This is a genomic window from Gammaproteobacteria bacterium, assembly GCA_014075255.1.
GTDB lineage: Bacteria > Pseudomonadota > Gammaproteobacteria > UBA4575 > UBA4575 > JABDMD01.
In genome coordinates, this window is sequence record CP046178.1 from 428,141 (window position 1) to 446,348 (window position 18,208).

Sequence of the window (18,208 nt, forward strand, 5' to 3'; positions counted from 1 at the left end):
GGACATAATTAAATGCAGAGCATGAAGATTACATTTCTAATTATATTCATAGTGATTTCTTGTGCGGCTTCATTCTGGCTGGGCGGGAAAACTGCAATAAATAGAGTTTCAAAAACTATTGATGGAATGCAAACACAATTAGCATTCGGGCATAAGAAAACATACGATGAGATTTACGCTGATTTAAATAATGGGTGTAAAAAAGCAGCTCTAAGCAGATTATCTTTCGCTATGGATGAGCAGATGATGTTAATGGCGGATTACTTTCAATCTAATAATGACTCTAGGTTAGAAGACTACATTAAATTAAGAGACCCTAACTTAATTAACACTCTGCATTCGTATAAAGTTGATTGGAAAAAGACTTGGAAAATCTCACCATGTAATTAATATTGAATGACCACTATTGGCCGAAAGCAGACATAAGTACATTATCCTGATAGCAGTGATACCCATGAAAAATTTCTACGTTTTAAAATATTAAATTCCTTGAGAAATCATGCCAATAAAAATAACAGAATACACACATCCGACAGAGGATAAAAAAGGGAAAGAACTTGATTGGCTCTGTGATGAATCGTGGAGACTTCCTGATCAACTAGATGCATTCGAAAAATGGCTCATTAAAAATAAATCATTACCAAAAGGCTTTTACGCTGCAGATATTGCCTTTAGTCCAAGAGAAGATGCATTCGGTGGTGGGGGAGTTGTATCACTAGAGTCAATGAACATTATGTTATCAATAGGAATGGAGCTATATCTATCGGAATATCCATATGGAACTGATGAATAAGTCAAAAAATTTAATGATGAATATTTTTATTAGATTTCTTGTAACAATATTAGTGTTTTTTGCAGCATATATTTATCTGTATTGGATGTCATTTTCATCTGTTAGCGAAAGTGATTTAATTGTAAATGCTCTTTCCATAATAAGTGCTATAGGTATATGCAGTTTCGTCTGGATAAGATTAAAAGCTCAAAATAAAGGCCCACTTTCTTATATTATTCTCGGGGCAGCACTGATTGGTGCGGTGAGTTTTCTTGGAGGATTCTTTGGTCCAATGATTTTTACACCAAACGCGAATCTTGGTCCGCTTCTTGGTCTATTTACAACTGGCCCGATAGGATTTCTATTTGGTGGAGTTGCAGGATTAGTTTACTGGTACTTGCGTCACCGAAAAGAAATCATTAAATTTGAATAATCTCTTATGACTCAAAGCATAAATTCATTAAGTAGAAGAATAGTAGTATGAAATATAGCGGTGTTGGATTATTTAAGCATGTTTTTGAGAATCTAAACAAAATAACTAAATATAAAGAACGAGTGGTGATGACAGAAGCGTCCTCATTAAAAGAAGCTGAGCAAGTCATTCTAAAAGAATTTAAAGATTATGCGATTGATGGAGTCGAGTATTTAGAATTATATAAAGTTGAGGAAATGTATCCAGAAGAAAGACCAGTTACAGAAATAGCGAGCACATTAAAAGTGTTTGCTGGAAGTGATAAAGAATATATTGAGAAGTTCTGGAATGGCCAAAGACCATACTCGTGTGAGGATGTAGGGTGGAGTCATGTTTGGTATAAAAAAAGTGAAGGTATAAGCAGTTGTTACAACTGTAGAGAAGAGCGTGATGGTGAATTGTGGCAATGACTGCTATTGGCCGAAAGCAGTCATTTAAAATGTTATGAATTACACAGATGGAAAAGAAGTGATAGTTGGTGACAAAGTACGTTTAGGTGATGACGATGGTGGGATTGTTGTCTGTTCAATTGATCGAGATGAATACAAAATCAATCACCCTAAGGATAAATGGAAGTATTTAGAAAAAGGAGTATTAATTGAATTTCCTAAATTTGGCCTAATTCACTATGAAGAGTCAGAAGAAGACTTGTCGTTAATCAAAAGAAGCGAATGACTGATATTAGTCGAAAGTAGACGTAATATTATTAAATTAATAGTAAGTAAAATGCAAAAGTATTCTCAATAACAAACCAACATTATGCTTAATAAGCTTACTGATCTATTAGGGGTTGAGTCGCAATCTGTTAGTCACAAAGAACGTCTTATCTCAGGAATAGGGGCGTTTTTAGGTATATTTTTTGTATATTTTGCAAGCCAGTATTTTGTTGGAGATCAAGGCTTAATATTTATCCTCGCCTCAATGGGTCATCTGCCGTATTACTGTTTGCAGTGCCTCATGGTACGTTGTCACAGCCATGGCCGTTAGTGGGAGGGCATATTTTGTCTGCACTAGTAGGGGTTACTTGTGTGCAATTAATAGACAACCAATTATGGGCAGCCTCTATGGCGGTTGGAATTTCAGTGACGGTAATGTACTACGCGCGTTGCACTCATCCTCCTGGTGGTGCCACTGCGTTGGGTGCAGTACTTGGTGGACCGGTAGTGCATGAGCTGGGTTATCAATTTGTTATCACACCCGTGCTACTGAATACAATAATTATATTATTCGTTGCGGTTGCCTTTAACGCATTATTTCAATGGCGACGCTATCCAGTAAGCATAAATGTACGTAGAGATAAATTTAAGAAAGAAACACGTAAAACGTTGAGCACATCGTTGCCGTCCATTACTCATGAGAATTTCGTGTATGCATTGAGTCAGATCGATACGTTTATTGATGTGGATGAATCGGACTTACTGCGCATATACGATTTAGCCACTCATCAAATACAAGACGCTGCTCAAGATAGTTTGCAAATTAAACTTAATGCCTGTTACAGCAATGGAGAATATGGGAACGAATGGTCTGTGCGCCAAGTGTTAGAAATAATTAATGATGACGCGAATGAAGAAGAAAAACTTAAATACAAAGTGGTTGCAGGTCATGGGCGAAGAAAAACGGCTACCACGACATTAGAGCATTTTGCTAAATGGGCGCGAAATGAAGTGTTTCGAGATGAAGATGATTGGCGAAAAGTTGATTCAAATCTTTAGAATATATTGCTTGTTCGTTTATATGTTCTGTATGTTTGTTTATGGTTAAAAATCAACATTCATGTACTTGGTAAATTAACTATTTGGCTAACGAATAGCTAAATACTTTTGCGAAAACATTATCCGAATATGTATTCCAACCATTAAATAAAATATGAAAAATATAATAAATATCACGATTGTTTGTTTCTTCTCTTGTACAACTATTTTGGCATGTAGTAATAATTCTGAACTCAGTCCATTTACTAGTGACGGTTGTTCACTTTTCCCCGATAGCTCTGCAATCACTAAAAAAGATTGGTGCGAATGTTGTTTCCAACATGATTTGGCATATTGGCAAGGTGGTACAGAGCCGCAGCGTGAGCATGCTGATATCGAACTTAAACAGTGTGTATTGGAGAAAACAGAGGATGAAGTGTTAGCCAAAGTGATGTATGACGGTGTGCGTCTTGGTGGCAGCCCATACTTCTATAATTGGTATCGTTGGGGTTACGGTTGGTCGTACCTAGATAATTCGCGGGGGAAGTATCAAGCGTTGACTGATGATGAGTTAGAGCAAGTAAAAAGGCTTACAGAACAATATCTTGCGGACAATAAAAATAATTATTGCGATACTCGTTGAATGTTCTCCATAAGTTCTCTATGATGAGAACTTATGGAGAACATTATGCTAACCGAACGCGAACAAACCACACTACAGTTCATTCAAAGCTATATAGCTAAGCACGCTAAGGCGCCACTGCTTACTGAAATTGCTGAAGGCTTAGGCATTCAGTCTAAAGGTGTGGCGCATCGCTATGTATCTACATTGGAAGAACAGGGTTATATACGCCGGCATCAAAAACATCGTGGCATCGAATTGGAAGGCCATCCTGATTGCGATGAATTACCACTTTTAGGACGCATTGCTGCCGGCAAACCCATAGAAGCGATTGAAAATCGCGAACTTATTAATTTTGCAAACTTATTAGGTGGCCCCAACCGTTATGTATTGCAAGTGAAAGGCCACTCTATGATTGACGAAGGTATTCGTAGTGGTGACCTTGTGGTAATTGAGCAATCCAGTACTGCGCGTAGCAACCAGATTGTAGTGGCGTTGATTGATGACAACGAAGCGACATTAAAAAGAATTAAATTTCCGAGTCGCGATGTAATTCGTTTAATTCCTGCCAATAAAAACATGCAACCTAAAGAATATCCAGCTAATCGAGTATCTATCCAAGGTGTATTGGTTGGGCAAGTAAGAATGTATGAATGAAGCATGAGAGGTTGCTTCAGAAGCGTTGGAATCGAGCGATTGTTTTTGTTGACATGGATGCTTTTTTTGCCAGTATTGAGCAAAATGCACGTCCTGAGCTACGCGGCAAACCCATTGGAATCACCAATGGTTTAACAGGGACATGCTTTATAACGTGCTCATATGAGGCAAGAAAGTATGGAATAAAAACAGGTACGCGTCTTAAAGAAGCGCGGTATTTGTGCCCTCACGTTCAGCAAATCCCTGCTAGAGCAGAACTATATGCCAAGGTTTCTACTGAAATCATGTCGGCATTACAAACCGTAACGCCTGATATAGAAATATTTTCAGTAGATGAAGCTTTTCTTGATGTTACTAATTGCCAAGGCTTATATAAAAATCCCATTGATGCTGGAGAGCTCGCTAAGAAAATTGTTTACGAAGTAGCGGGAATTACTTGTAGCGTAGGGGTTAGTGGTGACAAAGTTACTGCCAAACATGCCGCGAAACTAATAAAACCAGATGGTCTTTTAGTGGTTCCACCCTGGTTAGCGCGCGCGCATTTAAAAGATGTTCCGGTTAGGGAGCTTTCTGGTATTGCAGGGGGCATTGGAGAATTTCTTAACGACAGACAAGTATATGTTTGCGGTGATATGGCTAAGCTGCCGATAGGAGAATTAGCAAGGCGTTTTGGAAATATAGGGCGACGTATCTGGTATATGGCGCAAGGCTTAGATACTGAACCTTTAAATAGAACGGTAGCAGCGCCAAAATCTATTGGGCATGGGAAAGTTATGCCACCTAATACTAAAAACCTTAGTGTGTTAAAAACATATTTGCATCATATGAGTGAAAAAGTTGCGGCGCGTTTACGCAAGCATGCATTAGAGGCACGTAGTTTTTTTATTGGGTTTCGCATTAAGAATGCTAAACATAAGTGGTTAGCAGGAAAATTTCAGACAGAAGAGCCTACTAATGACGGGCAAAAGATTTGGATGCTTGCCAAGAAATTGTTGGATCGTTGGAACGGCGAGGGGGTATTTCAAGTGCAGATCACTGCGATGGACCTACGGCCAAGCGGAAATCAGTTGTCATTTTTTGATGTGCTGGATGAGCAGCGTCAGTGTCTTAATCGAGCCCTGGATCAGATAAACGAGCGTTTTGGGGAATTCGCTGTGGCCCCGGCTACTTTATTGCAGCGCTCTGATATGCCGAATGTCATTGCGCCTTCGTGGAAACCGACAGGGCACCGTAAAACAGTATGAGCAGGATTTTATCTATACCCACCCGGCGGAACACCGTAAGACAATAAGACAAGACGTGTTGGCCACACTATAAAATTTACAAATCAGGGATATAAAATACACCCAGAATCCGTAACTTAACTCCAATTATCCTGCAAAAGCAGCCATTTAGTAGTAAAAATAATGTAATTTAATAGCACATTAATACAATAAGTTACGGTTATTCAGGAAGGATAGCCAAGTTATAGGAAATAACTAACGTATTGAAAAGGAGCATTCATGCTGTCAACAAAAAGTATTCAAAGGCTTTATAGGCCATTCCGATTGCAGAAGTTCCCGGTAGTTAAAAAACTACGTAGTTTGAAATCTGCTCATATAGCTTCAGAAAATGCTGCAAATGATACGAACTTGAGTCGTGATCAAGTCATAGAGATTTATGACTGGATAGCACAGCTTAATTCAGAATCAAATAGTTTATGAAGCAAGGGTGGGATTAACTAAACATATCTATCAAGTTAATTATTTATAAGGAAATTTAAAATGGAAATTACACATACAATTCTTGTTTTTGATGTTATTGCTCTAATTGGAATTATAGTTTCGAGTGCAGTCTATATGTATCGACATAAGGTTCACTAGCAAACTAAATCTTCACAAAAACATATACAGGTCCAACTCCATGCGTAAGCCATTACGCATAAAAATAAAAAAGCCCCATCTCTGGGGCTTTTTTTATATGTTATTCACTATAAAATTTTGAAGTAGAGTTAGCTTTGAAACTATATTGTAAGTTATTTTCCAGAACTAAATGCTGAGCATTTCAGTGCGCCAATTAATGCCCGATGAAATTCTTCAGTTTTATCATCACCAATTTCTTCGCGCACGCAGTGAATTAATTGTTCACTATATTGAATACCATCACTGGCTATATGTTCGCCCTTAGAGGTAAGTTTAAGATTGACTACACGTCGATCTTGTTTGCTGTGTTCTCTTTTTACTAGCTCTTTGGATTCTAGAAGCTCAAGCTGTCTACTGATAGTGCCGGAGTCAGTAAACGTTGCTGCAGATACTTTTGCTGGCGTGATTGCGAGCTCAAGATAGATTGCCTTTAAGATGCGCCACTGTTGGTAATTAACCTGGTGTTTTTTTAGAAACCCGGTGGTTTTTTTCTTGGCAATGCTGTGTATTGTTTCTATATACGTAATGATATCTGCGTCATTAGTCGGTATTCCACTTTCTAGTACGCGTTTTGTAAAATTATTTTCTTCTTCTGAAATGTTCATGTATTTCTCATGTAGTAGTAAAAATGTCCTTTTTTTACCAACCTTATTAACAACAACTCTACTAATCTCAGTTAGTTTTCCCATTACAACTGGTTGTTGTTTAACAACTATATAGTGACAGATTATGCTGAATGCGTATAAGAAATTGTGAACTACTTAACAAAATCTATTCATACAAATTATAAATATGCGGGCTAGTCGACGGTTTGTATTCTAGATCTAAGATAATGCATACATAACATGTGTGATTTATGTTTTCTGCACAATGTTTGTGCAATAAGTAGATTAGCTGTGATTGCTGTATTTGATAATGAAACCTATTTATTAGAGAAATAAACACTTTAAATAGATATGAGTGGAATATATAAATTGTTGTAACGTGGCTAATGCCATTAATCTATAAATCCAATTCTGGGGATCGTTGAGGTGATTTTCTGGTAATGGGGCTCTACGAGATTAATTGTAGCTGTTAAGTGTTTTGACCCTCCATCACTTATACCAATACGTTTAGCCATAATGAGATTCACTCGCATAGTTATTGCTCCCTACCATATACGTTATATTGCTAGTAAATACAGAGGTTTATTCATGAGCTATTTTGGTGAAAGCACTTTAGAGCATAAAGTTCTAAAATATATGGAAGGCATTAAAAATTCAAATGAACTTAAGGATTTTGAGGTTATTCGAATAATGAATAAAGTGGTTGAGTATTATCGCGATAGTCTTGTTTATGAATTTAATGAAGATGAAGCTAATACCATATTGCAAGAAGCAAGTGATACTAGTATTCGAGAACAGCAGAAACCACCTTCTTCAACTTCATAAAAATAGAAATTCTGATGAGTACGTTATAGAGCACTATTAAATTTTATGTAAGGAACTTTTTAGTGAGGTCACAGTGCTTGCTGTGATAATTAACGCTAACCGTGTAACAGTAAATTTAGGAAGTAGTGCGCAAGTAACTGCGCCTAAAATTGCGCCATATAGTGCACGTTTTACTTGAATACTTTCTATTGATAAACCATGAGCGTAACGAGCGAAATGCTCACAATTAAATGTGAGTAATTTGTACTTAATATTCTTATTTATATAACTTCGCGCACGTAGCAATACGATTTCTTTGGGATGATGGCCTTGGATATAACTTTGTTCAACGGTGTGATTGCCTACTACTGTACTCCAAGGCTCTTCTTCTGCTCCATTTGTTCGAAAGGACAGGGAGATAAGATTAGGCATGCCATTCATTATATGATCACTGACAATGGCTAAATGTTTGTACATGGGGTATCGAATAGCGATGACCGTACCGGGAATAAGTTGGGTTGGATTAATATCGTTATGCATAGGTATAGGGTATTTTACACTAACATTATTAGAAATAATTTTATCTCTATAGAATATGGACTATTCTTTTGTGAAAAAGTTTCACGAGCAATAGGTGCACATATAGGAATGCATTGCTAATGTGCAACTAGATTCAAATGCTATACTTAAGTCTGAGTCACTTAAGCAATAATGTGAAAATTTAAGCATTAATAATATTATGAATCAACAATCTATAGCAAAATTGCTTACTAGAGCTATAAGCTATTTTTTCATATTGTTTTTAATTGTCTCCTGCTCTCAGGCTTACTATGGTGCTTTAGAGAAGGTTGGAATACATAAACGGGATATCATGATAGACCGTGTTCAGGAAGCTAAGCAGTCACAGCAAGACGCCAAAGAACAATTTCGATCTGCACTGGAAGAATTTAGTTCTGTCGCTAATTTTCAAGGTGGTAATTTAGAAGAAATCTATAAAAAGCTTAATAAAGAATTGCAAAAGAGTGAGGCGCGAGCAGAGGATGTCACTACAAGGATAGACAGTGTTGAAGATGTGTCTATTGCTTTATTTAAAGAATGGGAGCAAGAATTAGATCAATATGAAAGTCAGAAGCTGCGTAGACAAAGTGAACTACAACTAAAAGATACTAAAGCTCGCTATCAACAGCTAATGGCCGCGATGCGTTTGGCGGAATCGAAAATTGAGCCAGTATTAAAACCATTCAGGGATCAAGTGTTGTTTCTGAAACATAACTTAAATGCAAAGGCTATCGCATCATTACGTGGCGAGCTTGTTCACGTAGAGTCTGATACTGATAAATTGATAAAAGAGCTAGAAACCTCTATAGCTGAAGCGGATCGTTTCATTCAGGAAGCTGGAAATTAATTTTAAATAGTATAGTAAAAGTCGGTTTTACAATTATATAAAAATAATAATCTGCTACATAACTTATCCACTTATTCCCCTATATCGTCCATTTATCTCTATTTTCTGAAGCCGTATATAATGCGCTTGATATAGTGCATACCCATTTCACAGCTGGGGCGCATTGTGAAAGTTATAATATCGCCGATATTTTATTTTGTTAAAATCCTGCTCTTAGTTTCTGTATCTACTGCAGCAGCAGATAGTTTTTCTTCTAAATTAATAGATTCTACAAATAATACTGTTATCGATCAGTGTGTCAAAAATGTAAATCAAACCTCTGACGATGGTCTCGATACTGCAGATCGTCTTTACCAAACCGGTATGTGCCATTTCTGTGTGAAGTGCAATTTTGAAATGGATAATGGTCAACTGTTTCTTGTTAATGATGAGTTATGGCAGGGAAAGCTGCCGTATGAGGCATATAAAACTGCATACGGGCTTATTTCGCAAGCAGCTGGTTTAGGCGATCGTACAGCAAATTATGGTTTAGCTGTTTTACTTTATGTGTCAGATTTAACTAATAATCGGCTTTCTAAGATTGAAATTTCTAAAAATAAAACTGATTCATATAGGAATACGATAAAAAATGAAGAATTGACAGATGAAGAGGTGCAACAATCAATAGATAAGATCACTGAGCGAATATACGAAAAGAACGACAAACAAGATTTTTCACCAGAAATTCATAAACATTTGTTAGTTGCTGCAAAACAAGGTTATATGCCCGCACAATTTGCTTTAGGTGAAGTATATTTCAGGGGTATTGGGGTAACACCAGATGCAGTGCAAGCTTATGCTTGGGCGGCAACTGCAGTTGCGCAAAACCCACCATTCGGAAGTTTTCGCCGTGATGAAAAGGCGACAAATTTAGACCATGTAAAGTTAAATGAAGCCGAAGCTATTGCAGAAGAATATATGAAAAAATATACAAATATATATGATAGCTCTTCGATTTCTGCAATGCGTTAAAATATTAGTATCTAGTAGATAGGTCTTCTTCTTGCAGTGAATCCACTTCTCTTTGGATCATGTTTGTCGAAAACGTCTCATCAATTTCTATAAATACAATGTGCATAATTTGCATGAATTCAGATTTTTCGTTTGTAAGCAATGGTCTGTCAAATTTCGTTTTATACAGCTTTGCAATATTGGTGATGAGTATTTTTAGTCGGTGTAGCGCATCTTGATTAGTTTCGCCTCGGATATTATCTGTTGCCCAGGTAATAATATCTCTTACATGCATTAAGTCTGTGCGAGTACGGTCTAAAATTTCAGGCAAATATCCCAATCCAGAAAACGATGCTTTGGCTTTTAATAATGGTATGCCAAATGTAGGTAGTGTGTGTAAATCATGCAAGACTTTATTGATGTCTTCTGAAGTAGTATCTAGCTGGTCTGCGGTTAATTTAGCTTGTGGTATATCTAAGCTGCTTTTAACCACTGCATGATAATCTTCAATATAGGTTTCAATTTGCTTCAAAAACTCATCAACAATATATCTTCGCTCAGCGAGAATACTTCGAATTGCTTTGGCTGAACAAGCATCAAGTGAGTGATGTTTTACCTTGTATATAGGCATTGTGATTGGTGTGTAGGCTTATGTGCAAATCAATAGTTTAATTCTTATTCTACACTAATACATGTAGTTTAGAGTGCGTGCTAATTTAGTAGTTTGGTTACAATGTTTTGCAAGTTTGCTGCATTTGCTTGTCCAGCTGGCAATGCTTTTCCAGCTGTTAATTTGATTTTTGCTAGTATTCTACGAGGTATTCCGCTCACTGGTTTGCCATGTTTATTGCTAAAATAGCTACCCCACATGCCATTTAGTGCCACAGGAACCACTTGTACAGGTGTTTCCTTGAGTATGCGCTCGATGCCAAGTTTAAAACTATCTACTTTACCATCTAAGGTAAGTTTACCTTCCGGGAAAATTCCAACTACATTTCCCATTTCCAGTTCTTTGGCTATCTGCTTATAGGCTTTCTCCAAGAGTTCAGGATTCTCTTTTTTCGGTGCAATAGGAATAGCACTTGCTGTTTTGAATATGAAACTTAAAAATGGAATATTAAAGATTTTATGATACATCACAAAACGAATGGGTCGGCGTACGCAACCACCGATAATTAACGCATCCATAAAACTAACATGATTACATACGACAATCGCTGCGCCATTTTCAGGGATATTGCCGAGATCTTGTGTTTTAACGCGATATACAAGATGTACTAAAATCCATACTACGAAACGCATAAAAAATTCTGGAATTAGCGTGTAGATATAAATTGCAACTATCGCATTTAAAATTGCAGCGACTAAAAATAACTGGGGTATCGAGAGCCCAGCTTTGGTCAGTACGATTGCATATAATCCAGCCGCAATAATAAACAAGGCATTTAAAATATTATTACCGGCAATGATGCGGGAACGACGTTTGGGGTTGGATCGGGCTTGAATTAAGGCATATAAAGGCACGATATAGACACCGCCAAAGCCTCCTAATAAAAAGATATCAGTGATTAAGCGCCAATTGGAACGATTAAATATAAATTCTTTAAACCCAACGAGCTCTGTTGAAGTGTGGTTTGCTGTAGCAAAAAATAAGTCTGCACCAAAAATGGTGAGTCCTATTGAGCCAATAGGCACAAGACCTAATTCGATAGTGCGGTTAGAGAGTCGCTCACAAGTTAACGAGCCAATGCCAATGCCCACGCAAAAAAGCGCCAGGAAAAATGTCACGACTTGTTCATTAGCGCCTAATGAAAGACGTGTAAAATTAGGTAATTGTGTAATGTATGTTGAGCCGAGAAACCAGAACCATGAAACGCCTAACACGGAATTAAATACAGTTCTGTTTTCTCTTAACGCATTTAGGTTGCTGAATGTTTCAGATAAAGCGTTCCATTTAAGCTTTAGGTTAGGGTCAACTGCAGGAGCAAGAGGGATCTTTAAGCTGTTTACAAAACCTAGAGTTGCTAACGTTAAAATAGCGCAAGGTATTAATAGTTTAGCGCCTGACGATATACCGATTAATATGCCTCCTAACATTGTGCCTAGCAAAATTGCACCAAATGTAGCAGTTTCAACTAATGCATTGCCGCCAACAAGTTCATTTTTCTTAAGATGTTGTGGGATAATGGAGTATTTAATAGGACCAAATAGTGAAGACTGTGTGCCCATTAAAAATAGCGTAAATAAAAGCAGTGGAATATTTTGAAAATAAAATCCAAATGCTGCGACAAGCATTATGAAAATTTCTGCTAACTTAATGCGTCGGATTAACGATGACTTCTCATAGCAATCTGCAATTTGCCCTGCTAATGCAGAAAATAATAAATACGGTGTAATAAATAGAATGGCAGCTAGGTTAATAATATTGGTGGAATCGTTTGAGCCTGAATAGCTGCTCTGGAATGCTATTAGAATGAATAGTGCATTTTTGAAAACATTATCATTGAAGGCGCCAAAAAACTGTGTCAAAAAGAAAGGACGAAATCGATTTTCTTTAAGTAGTTGAAATTGGCTATGTGAGTTATCTTCTAGTTCTTTAGACACTGTTTTAGTGGCAGCAAGCTTGGCCAAACTTTTTCAGACGCCAGTAATTATAGGGCCAGGGCGTTAAAAACCCTACTAAAAGCATAATTGGGATCACCCACCAAACTAATTTTGCGCCACCGGTTAAAAAATAGTCGCTTAAGTTCATGGCAACCTCCATGGAAATCATAGAAATAAAGCTCATGCCTAATGCTGTCTTGAGTGCTTGTTTAAATTCCATGCCTTTCTTACTAAGTATAATAGTTTCTAGAATGATACTAGTGATTAGTCCATTGATGATCGCTAGTGTGAGTATAAATAGTGGCTTAATATTGAAATGGGTGAATTGAAAAAATGCTATTGTGCCAAAATCACCGATAGAACAACCTATCAAACACCACATCGTGTTGTAAGCACTTTGTTTCCAGGTTTGCGGACTATTCCAAAATGTCATTTTTCAGTGGTAATCGAGTGGTTGGATATACTAGACAATAAAAAAGCGTGGCAAAAATTATTCGCCACGCCTTTGTATAAGAATGTATTGATTATTATTTGTAATCAGGATTGATTGCACCTTGGTCAAAGTCCAATTCAACTTCTAAATCTGTTTTTAGACGTGACTGACAAGCTAGAATATAATTGTTTTTTAACATATCGCCATCGAGTGTGTATGCGAAGTCTGTTAATTCTTTAACTTTACCGCTTACTAGCTTGGCACGACATGAGCCGCATGAGCCAACTTTGCAGTCACAGGGCCAATCAATACCAGCGTTCTTAGCAGCTTGCAAAAGATTTATGCCGCCTTTGACTTCAAAAGTTTGTCCAGTATTTTTAATCGTAACTGTAAAGTCCTTATTTTTCCCACCTAATCCAAACATGTTGCATTCTCCTGTAGCGAGGGTTATGGAACGGTTTTCGTAGTATACCGCATTTAATTTCTTGCCGAATCATAACGCTTCCAGCCTTTAAGTCGAACAATTTAGGTATAAAATGTTCTGCTACATAGAATAAAATGGCGAATAACGATGGATTACGTATGTCTAGAGACTATGTTTAGCGCTAATCTCAACTAAATATCTATATTTAGCTGTTGAATCTGAGAAAGATTAGCGAACAGATCTAATGAGAACTGGCCCAGTTGTGTGTGAATTTTTGTACTTGTGTTATTCAATTGTAGAGCGCTAATCATCTTAAAGATTTTGTTATCACAAATGTAGTTACAAAACATTTAAAACTGAAATCAATAAAATACATTCTGTAAAGTACAGATTACTGGTAAACAACAAAGTTTAATATACAGTGGATAGATACATTAAGTTTTAGATTGATGAAATACTTTACCAAGTCGCATGCTATTTTGTGTGGCTGTTTGCATTAATAATATTATCTGTAAAATATTCATATGGGCTGGTTTACATTCAAAAGCAATTAAATGACTAAAAATATTAAAAAAATTCGAAATGGAGGTTTGCTGTAGTAACGTACTGTTTGTAAGTGAGTTGTTGTAAATTCGTCCCATTCTCATAATTTTGACGTATTACGGTCAACGGGTTAAAAGCTTCACTCGTGCTACTCGATCACTGTTTTATTTTAATAAGACGTTAAAATTCTACTCTTAATCAGTGCATTGGAGTTGCACCTAAAGGGACTTAAGCGTGACAGATTAATGTCTATGAGCATTGTGCATCATTGGATAAGTCTTTCAGCATGGTTCTAAGATATAGCTATGCCTACAAAATCTAGTTCAAAATTAGGTGGTTTAAAAAAGCTCACTAGCGGTTTGTTGTCGAGTGTGGGGAATTCTGCGCCTATTGAACTAATGTGTCGATTTGATGGGCGAATAATTGAAGCAAACGAAGCTACACGCTCATTAGCAAAATCGTTAGATGCACCAAAAGTTAACCGTCTCCTTCCTGATGATCATTTCGAGTTAGTGAGTCGAGCGTTGCATAGTGGTGATGTGATAGTTGCAGCGAATCGCATTTATGGATATGAGTTTGAATGGAAATATTATCTAGATCAAAGAAATAAAGTCATTCGGATTGAAAGTATTAAGTACAAACAAAATCTTAAAAATTTAGACACAGCAGCTTCAGATTTTATAACAGATGAAAGTTGGGCAGGTTTCATTGATTCAATTCCTGTCGCTGTATGCGTGACTGAAAATAATAGTGACGAAATCAAATATATTAACCAACTTGCAGTACGTATTTTAAATATTAGCGCAGGTCGTGAAGCTAAAATTAGATTGAGAGATGTTTTTACAGATACAAAATCGATCAAAAAAATTAATGAATTACTTGTTGAGCAAGGATTTGTCAGAGACCTAAGAGTTTCTACACAAGGAAAGAACAATAGTCGTTGGGATAAAGATGAAAAATAGCTGCAAGTAAATATTAAATTAATCCGTAAAGTTCAAGGTTCATTTCTGATTTGGACATTTACCGATAATACTGCTGGATCAAATACTGAGGCAGCACTTATTGAAAGTGAGAATAAATTCCAGAATGTGATCCAAGGTGCACAGGAAGGAATTTGGGAATGGCAAGCAGGTATAGAGGGTTCGGAGTGGTGGTCACAGCCAATGTACGAATTGCTTGGCTTACAAGTGGACGAATGTGACATTGGGCTCTCGCAACTTCAACGGTTAATCCATCCTGATGATCGTGAAATATTCGCTAATGCTTGGGCTAAATTGATTTCTGAAAAAGGTATGCAGCTATTACTCGAAGTACGTATTGCAGTAAAGAAACAAGGCTATAGATGGTTTTTAATTCGTGGAACTGCAGATTATGATTACACAGGAAATGCGAAGAAAGTCGTAGGTTCAATCAGTGATATACATTTGCAAAAACAAACACAAGTTCAATTAGCTGAAGAGAAAGATAAAGTAGTTGCAACTTTACGCTCGATTGTTGATGCGGTATTAACTACAAATGAGCGTGGTGAGGTGCAATATATAAATCAAGCAGCAGCTCGTTTCTTGAATTGCACAGAAGAAGAAGCGAAAGGGAAACATATAGAAAATATCATCGATCTATATGAGGAAGAATCAGATAAAAAAATAGATAATCCAATACTCTCTTGTCTATCGGGTAGCCAGAAGAAAAATCAAAAGCTCAATGCAGATATTGTCACCAAGTCTGGCGCTAAATATACCGTCCAGCTTATGGTGACTCCGCTTATTTCACAAGCAGGTAGATTATATGGTGCAGTGACTGTTATGAACGATGTTACTAATTTGCGCCTATTAGCTAGACGTTTACGTTACCAAGCAAGCCATGATTCATTGACGAGTTTGATTAATCGATCCGAGTTTGAGCGCAATGTCAGAAAAGCTATTCTCAATGCAAAAACAAAGCAAAAGAGTAGTTCACTCATCTATCTAGATCTAGATCGATTTAAAATGGTAAATGATCTATATGGACATGCTGCTGGTGATGAACTGTTGATTCAGTTTAGTAATTTAGTAAAAAGTAAACTTAGAGGTACAGATATACTTGCGCGCCTAGGTGGTGATGAATTTGCATTATTACTCACGCAATGCTCTATAAGTGAAGCAGAAGAGAAAGCGCATGAAATTTTACAATCCATTCAGGAATATAAATTTATTTGGGAACAAAAAAGTTTCAATGTTGAGGCTAGTATTGGTGTCGCAGAAATTAATCAAAAATGTTTTGACTTGTCTTACGTGTTATCTGCAGTCGACAGCGCATGTTATCTCGCTAAAGAATCTGGTAGGAATTGCGTACGTGTATTTAGGGAAGGGGATGAGGATATTAATCGTCGACGTGGACAGGAACGTTGGCTACAAAGATTTGATAAAGCACTAAACGAAGGTCGTTTAGTAGTAACTGCACAATCTATTATTAACATAAAGGCAAATAAAAATGCCAAAGTTGATAAAAATGGTTTTGAAATATTAATTAGAATGCAAGATGATAGTGGACGTTTAGTGCCACCTAATGCATTTTTGCCAGCAGTTGAGCGTTATAATCGAGCACCTAAACTTGATAGGTGGATATTAGACAAAGTTTTATTTCTTCTATCAGAGAATAGAAATATACTGTCTCAAATTGATAAGTGTTCGATCAATTTGTCAGGTCAATCTCTAGTATCAGAAGGGTTTTTGCCATTTATAGTGGCGAAATTAAAAGAGTATGCAATAGAGCCTAATAAAATATGTTTCGAAATAACAGAAACTGCTGCTATTGCAAATTTAGATCAAGCTACCTCTTTTGTGCAAAGCCTTAAGGATCTTGGTTGTTACTTTGCATTGGATGATTTTGGTTCTGGATTGTCTTCATTTGCATATTTGAAAACTCTGCCTGTAGATTTCTTAAAAATTGATGGTATGTTTGTTAAAGACATTCATAATGACAATGTAAGCCGTGCCATGGTTAAAGCTATTAATGAGATGGGACATGTTCTAGGTAAACAAACTATTGCAGAATACGTTGAGAATGAAGAGATTCTAAATATTTTAAAGGATATCGGAGTAGATTTTGCCCAGGGGTTCCATGCCGGACGTCCCGAGCCGATATTAGAATTTTTTAAATCTTCGCAATTTAAGGTAATAGCGCCAAAGACGCGTAAATTATTTGCTGCAAATGGCTAAGTAAATAATTCTAAATTATTCAACCAAGGGTTTCTAAACCCATAATAGTTGAGTATGAGTCGACAGTATGAAATCTTGCAACAGATGAATAATGACTCGTAGCACCAAGTAGTTGGACTTCTAGAATATATTTCTTTTCATTTTCCGAGCAAACATGTCCTCTTAGTGTTTGTGCAGTAATATCAGCTTCGTCTTTACAACTTAAAGCGTAATGTTTGGTGGCAAATAAATACTGATTATCAGAATTTCTTACAGTGTCTTGACGCAGTCGATATTCGTTACTGGTACTTGTTTGTGGCTTGCTGCTAACACGTTGAATAGTAATATCTACATCCCCAATTCCAAGTTGCATCATCAGCTCGCTATTACGATCTAAATGAGCATCCATGTAAGCCGTTTTTTTAATAAAGGCCTCGGCTGATTCACGTAAATGCGCCTTGCGAAGCTGACGATCGATTCGTTCATCGCCGAGTTGTTCTCGATATTGGAGTCGAATGCCTGAGCGACTAATAAAAATGCCCATCACATCGATTGGGTACTCGGCTTCGAGATAATCGCGAAATTGTTCTGTGTTTAGAGCCATTAATTTAAAATTTAAAAAATATTCTGGCCAAGCGCTTTCGCCCTGACAGAGTAAATTTTCAGGTATTTTTGGGCACTTTAGCTGCCGTAGATGGCTGAGCGTGATTAATTACAGGTCGAAACTCCAAAAGGAAGGTAACCTGGGCACCACCCTGTTAAACCTGTAAAAACAGGTATGATTCCGATCATGCCAAACCACCATGCGCCACCAAGGGCAAGCGCCAAGCCAATTAACAATAGGCCAATTAATATTCTGAACATGCGATCGGTATCGCCAACATTTACTGTCATTATAAGTATCTCCTGCAATGGTTTATAAGTTGGACTTTAAAAAGTCTCAAAGAATTCTATACATTATTAAATTCACCCCTACACTTTAGGATTTAAGTTAAGGATAAATCAAGGGTTAATTTGAACTGGTTGTTAATTGTTTAAAGATTGCTATGACCGCCATTCATCCTTAGTTTACCTCCGCTGGTTCGGTAAATTGAAAATTAGCTTGA

The 18,208-nt window shown here is 36.9% G+C and carries 23 protein-coding genes; 15 read left to right on the plus strand and 8 right to left on the minus strand.

What is annotated here, in order from left to right:
• Positions 1-12 precede the first annotated feature (12 nt).
• From GKR92_02120 to GKR92_02165, 10 genes are all read left to right on the plus strand, one after another.
• Entirely contained in the window at positions 13-390 is a 378-nt protein-coding gene (locus tag GKR92_02120; GenBank protein QMU60554.1) for a hypothetical protein, read from the plus strand.
• 109 nt (positions 391-499) lie between these two features.
• Positions 500-793, plus strand: a complete 294-nt coding sequence (locus GKR92_02125) for a hypothetical protein (GenBank protein QMU60555.1) — start codon at positions 500-502, stop codon at positions 791-793.
• Positions 777-1,205 carry a hypothetical protein gene (locus tag GKR92_02130; GenBank protein QMU60556.1) on the plus strand — a complete coding sequence of 143 codons (429 nt, stop codon included), beginning with the start codon at positions 777-779 and terminating at the stop codon, positions 1,203-1,205. The genes GKR92_02125 and GKR92_02130 overlap by 17 nt, the downstream gene beginning before the upstream one ends.
• Positions 1,206-1,252: 47 nt before the next feature.
• The gene (locus GKR92_02135; protein ID QMU60557.1) at positions 1,253-1,654 is read left to right on the plus strand and encodes a hypothetical protein; all 402 of its coding nucleotides are present in this window, start codon (positions 1,253-1,255) and stop codon (positions 1,652-1,654) included.
• Between the two features lie 34 nt (positions 1,655-1,688).
• Positions 1,689-1,919, plus strand: coding sequence for a hypothetical protein (locus tag GKR92_02140; protein QMU60558.1), 231 nt, complete (start codon positions 1,689-1,691; stop codon positions 1,917-1,919).
• A gap of 179 nt (positions 1,920-2,098) precedes the next feature.
• Positions 2,099-2,959 (plus strand): hypothetical protein, encoded by an 861-nt coding sequence (locus GKR92_02145; protein ID QMU60559.1) that lies wholly within the window; start codon positions 2,099-2,101, stop codon positions 2,957-2,959.
• 178 nt (positions 2,960-3,137) lie between these two features.
• Positions 3,138-3,581: a hypothetical protein gene (locus tag GKR92_02150; protein QMU62687.1), complete on the plus strand. Its 444-nt coding sequence runs from the start codon at positions 3,138-3,140 to the stop codon at positions 3,579-3,581.
• A gap of 45 nt (positions 3,582-3,626) precedes the next feature.
• Positions 3,627-4,217 (plus strand): repressor LexA, encoded by a 591-nt coding sequence (gene lexA, locus GKR92_02155; GenBank protein ID QMU60560.1) that lies wholly within the window; start codon positions 3,627-3,629, stop codon positions 4,215-4,217.
• Positions 4,214-5,461, plus strand: a complete 1,248-nt coding sequence (locus GKR92_02160) for a DNA polymerase IV (GenBank protein ID QMU60561.1) — start codon at positions 4,214-4,216, stop codon at positions 5,459-5,461. The genes lexA and GKR92_02160 overlap by 4 nt, the downstream gene beginning before the upstream one ends.
• Before the next feature lie 258 nt (positions 5,462-5,719).
• Complete coding sequence (locus tag GKR92_02165; GenBank protein QMU60562.1) at positions 5,720-5,920, plus strand: hypothetical protein; 201 nt, start codon at positions 5,720-5,722, stop codon at positions 5,918-5,920.
• 311 nt (positions 5,921-6,231) lie between these two features.
• On the opposite strand, the gene GKR92_02170 is transcribed toward GKR92_02165, so the two are convergent.
• Complete coding sequence (locus tag GKR92_02170) at positions 6,232-6,807, minus strand: MarR family transcriptional regulator (protein QMU60563.1); 576 nt, start codon at positions 6,805-6,807, stop codon at positions 6,232-6,234.
• 504 nt (positions 6,808-7,311) lie between these two features.
• Between GKR92_02170 and GKR92_02175 the strand changes: the two genes are divergently transcribed.
• Entirely contained in the window at positions 7,312-7,548 is a 237-nt protein-coding gene (locus tag GKR92_02175) for a hypothetical protein (GenBank protein QMU60564.1), read from the plus strand.
• 36 nt (positions 7,549-7,584) lie between these two features.
• On the opposite strand, the gene GKR92_02180 is transcribed toward GKR92_02175, so the two are convergent.
• Positions 7,585-8,067: a hypothetical protein gene (locus GKR92_02180; protein ID QMU60565.1), complete on the minus strand. Its 483-nt coding sequence runs from the start codon at positions 8,065-8,067 to the stop codon at positions 7,585-7,587.
• A 199-nt stretch (positions 8,068-8,266) separates the two neighbouring features.
• On the opposite strand from GKR92_02180, the gene GKR92_02185 reads away from it, so the two are divergent.
• Positions 8,267-8,932 carry a DUF2959 family protein gene (locus GKR92_02185; protein ID QMU60566.1) on the plus strand — a complete coding sequence of 222 codons (666 nt, stop codon included), beginning with the start codon at positions 8,267-8,269 and terminating at the stop codon, positions 8,930-8,932.
• 165 nt (positions 8,933-9,097) lie between these two features.
• Entirely contained in the window at positions 9,098-9,943 is an 846-nt protein-coding gene (locus GKR92_02190; protein QMU60567.1) for a hypothetical protein, read from the plus strand.
• 4 nt (positions 9,944-9,947) lie between these two features.
• Here the strand turns inward: GKR92_02190 and GKR92_02195 are convergent, their stop codons facing one another.
• From GKR92_02195 to GKR92_02210, 4 genes are all read right to left on the minus strand, one after another.
• Positions 9,948-10,553, minus strand: a complete 606-nt coding sequence (locus GKR92_02195; GenBank protein QMU60568.1) for a hypothetical protein — start codon at positions 10,551-10,553, stop codon at positions 9,948-9,950.
• 80 nt (positions 10,554-10,633) lie between these two features.
• A complete protein-coding gene (locus tag GKR92_02200; protein QMU62688.1) occupies positions 10,634-12,526 on the minus strand; it encodes an MFS transporter in 1,893 nt (630 codons plus the stop codon).
• 4 nt (positions 12,527-12,530) lie between these two features.
• Positions 12,531-12,959: a DUF4396 domain-containing protein gene (locus GKR92_02205; protein QMU60569.1), complete on the minus strand. Its 429-nt coding sequence runs from the start codon at positions 12,957-12,959 to the stop codon at positions 12,531-12,533.
• A gap of 94 nt (positions 12,960-13,053) precedes the next feature.
• Positions 13,054-13,383, minus strand: coding sequence for a 2Fe-2S iron-sulfur cluster binding domain-containing protein (locus GKR92_02210; protein ID QMU60570.1), 330 nt, complete (start codon positions 13,381-13,383; stop codon positions 13,054-13,056).
• 848 nt (positions 13,384-14,231) lie between these two features.
• Here GKR92_02210 and GKR92_02215 point away from each other — a divergent pair.
• Together GKR92_02215 and GKR92_02220 are read left to right on the plus strand one after the other, a co-directional pair.
• Positions 14,232-14,888: a PAS domain-containing protein gene (locus GKR92_02215; protein QMU60571.1), complete on the plus strand. Its 657-nt coding sequence runs from the start codon at positions 14,232-14,234 to the stop codon at positions 14,886-14,888.
• 126 nt (positions 14,889-15,014) lie between these two features.
• Positions 15,015-17,123 carry an EAL domain-containing protein gene (locus GKR92_02220; protein ID QMU60572.1) on the plus strand — a complete coding sequence of 703 codons (2,109 nt, stop codon included), beginning with the start codon at positions 15,015-15,017 and terminating at the stop codon, positions 17,121-17,123.
• A 19-nt stretch (positions 17,124-17,142) separates the two neighbouring features.
• On the opposite strand, the gene GKR92_02225 is transcribed toward GKR92_02220, so the two are convergent.
• A complete protein-coding gene (locus tag GKR92_02225) occupies positions 17,143-17,706 on the minus strand; it encodes a hypothetical protein (protein ID QMU60573.1) in 564 nt (187 codons plus the stop codon).
• A 104-nt stretch (positions 17,707-17,810) separates the two neighbouring features.
• The gene (locus GKR92_02230; protein QMU60574.1) at positions 17,811-17,996 is read right to left on the minus strand and encodes a DUF2892 domain-containing protein; all 186 of its coding nucleotides are present in this window, start codon (positions 17,994-17,996) and stop codon (positions 17,811-17,813) included.
• Positions 17,997-18,208: the final 212 nt, after the last annotated feature.

Bases quoted from the DNA above. Each gene is read 5' to 3' on its own strand.
- GKR92_02120 (QMU60554.1), top strand. From the start codon at position 13: ATGCAGAGCATGAAGATTACATTTCTAATTATATTCATAGTGATTTCT.
- GKR92_02125 (QMU60555.1), top strand. From the start codon at position 500: ATGCCAATAAAAATAACAGAATACACACATCCGACAGAGGATAAAAAA.
- GKR92_02130 (QMU60556.1), top strand. From the start codon at position 777: ATGGAACTGATGAATAAGTCAAAAAATTTAATGATGAATATTTTTATT.
- GKR92_02135 (QMU60557.1), top strand. From the start codon at position 1,253: ATGAAATATAGCGGTGTTGGATTATTTAAGCATGTTTTTGAGAATCTA.
- GKR92_02140 (QMU60558.1), top strand. From the start codon at position 1,689: ATGAATTACACAGATGGAAAAGAAGTGATAGTTGGTGACAAAGTACGT.
- lexA (QMU60560.1), top strand. From the start codon at position 3,627: ATGCTAACCGAACGCGAACAAACCACACTACAGTTCATTCAAAGCTAT.
- GKR92_02160 (QMU60561.1), top strand. From the start codon at position 4,214: ATGAAGCATGAGAGGTTGCTTCAGAAGCGTTGGAATCGAGCGATTGTT.
- GKR92_02165 (QMU60562.1), top strand. From the start codon at position 5,720: ATGCTGTCAACAAAAAGTATTCAAAGGCTTTATAGGCCATTCCGATTG.
- GKR92_02170 (QMU60563.1), bottom strand. From the start codon at position 6,807: ATGGGAAAACTAACTGAGATTAGTAGAGTTGTTGTTAATAAGGTTGGT.
- GKR92_02175 (QMU60564.1), top strand. From the start codon at position 7,312: ATGAGCTATTTTGGTGAAAGCACTTTAGAGCATAAAGTTCTAAAATAT.
- GKR92_02180 (QMU60565.1), bottom strand. From the start codon at position 8,067: ATGCATAACGATATTAATCCAACCCAACTTATTCCCGGTACGGTCATC.
- GKR92_02185 (QMU60566.1), top strand. From the start codon at position 8,267: ATGAATCAACAATCTATAGCAAAATTGCTTACTAGAGCTATAAGCTAT.
- GKR92_02195 (QMU60568.1), bottom strand. From the start codon at position 10,553: ATGCCTATATACAAGGTAAAACATCACTCACTTGATGCTTGTTCAGCC.
- GKR92_02205 (QMU60569.1), bottom strand. From the start codon at position 12,959: ATGACATTTTGGAATAGTCCGCAAACCTGGAAACAAAGTGCTTACAAC.
- GKR92_02210 (QMU60570.1), bottom strand. From the start codon at position 13,383: ATGTTTGGATTAGGTGGGAAAAATAAGGACTTTACAGTTACGATTAAA.
- GKR92_02215 (QMU60571.1), top strand. From the start codon at position 14,232: ATGCCTACAAAATCTAGTTCAAAATTAGGTGGTTTAAAAAAGCTCACT.
- GKR92_02225 (QMU60573.1), bottom strand. From the start codon at position 17,706: ATGGCTCTAAACACAGAACAATTTCGCGATTATCTCGAAGCCGAGTAC.
- GKR92_02230 (QMU60574.1), bottom strand. From the start codon at position 17,996: ATGACAGTAAATGTTGGCGATACCGATCGCATGTTCAGAATATTAATT.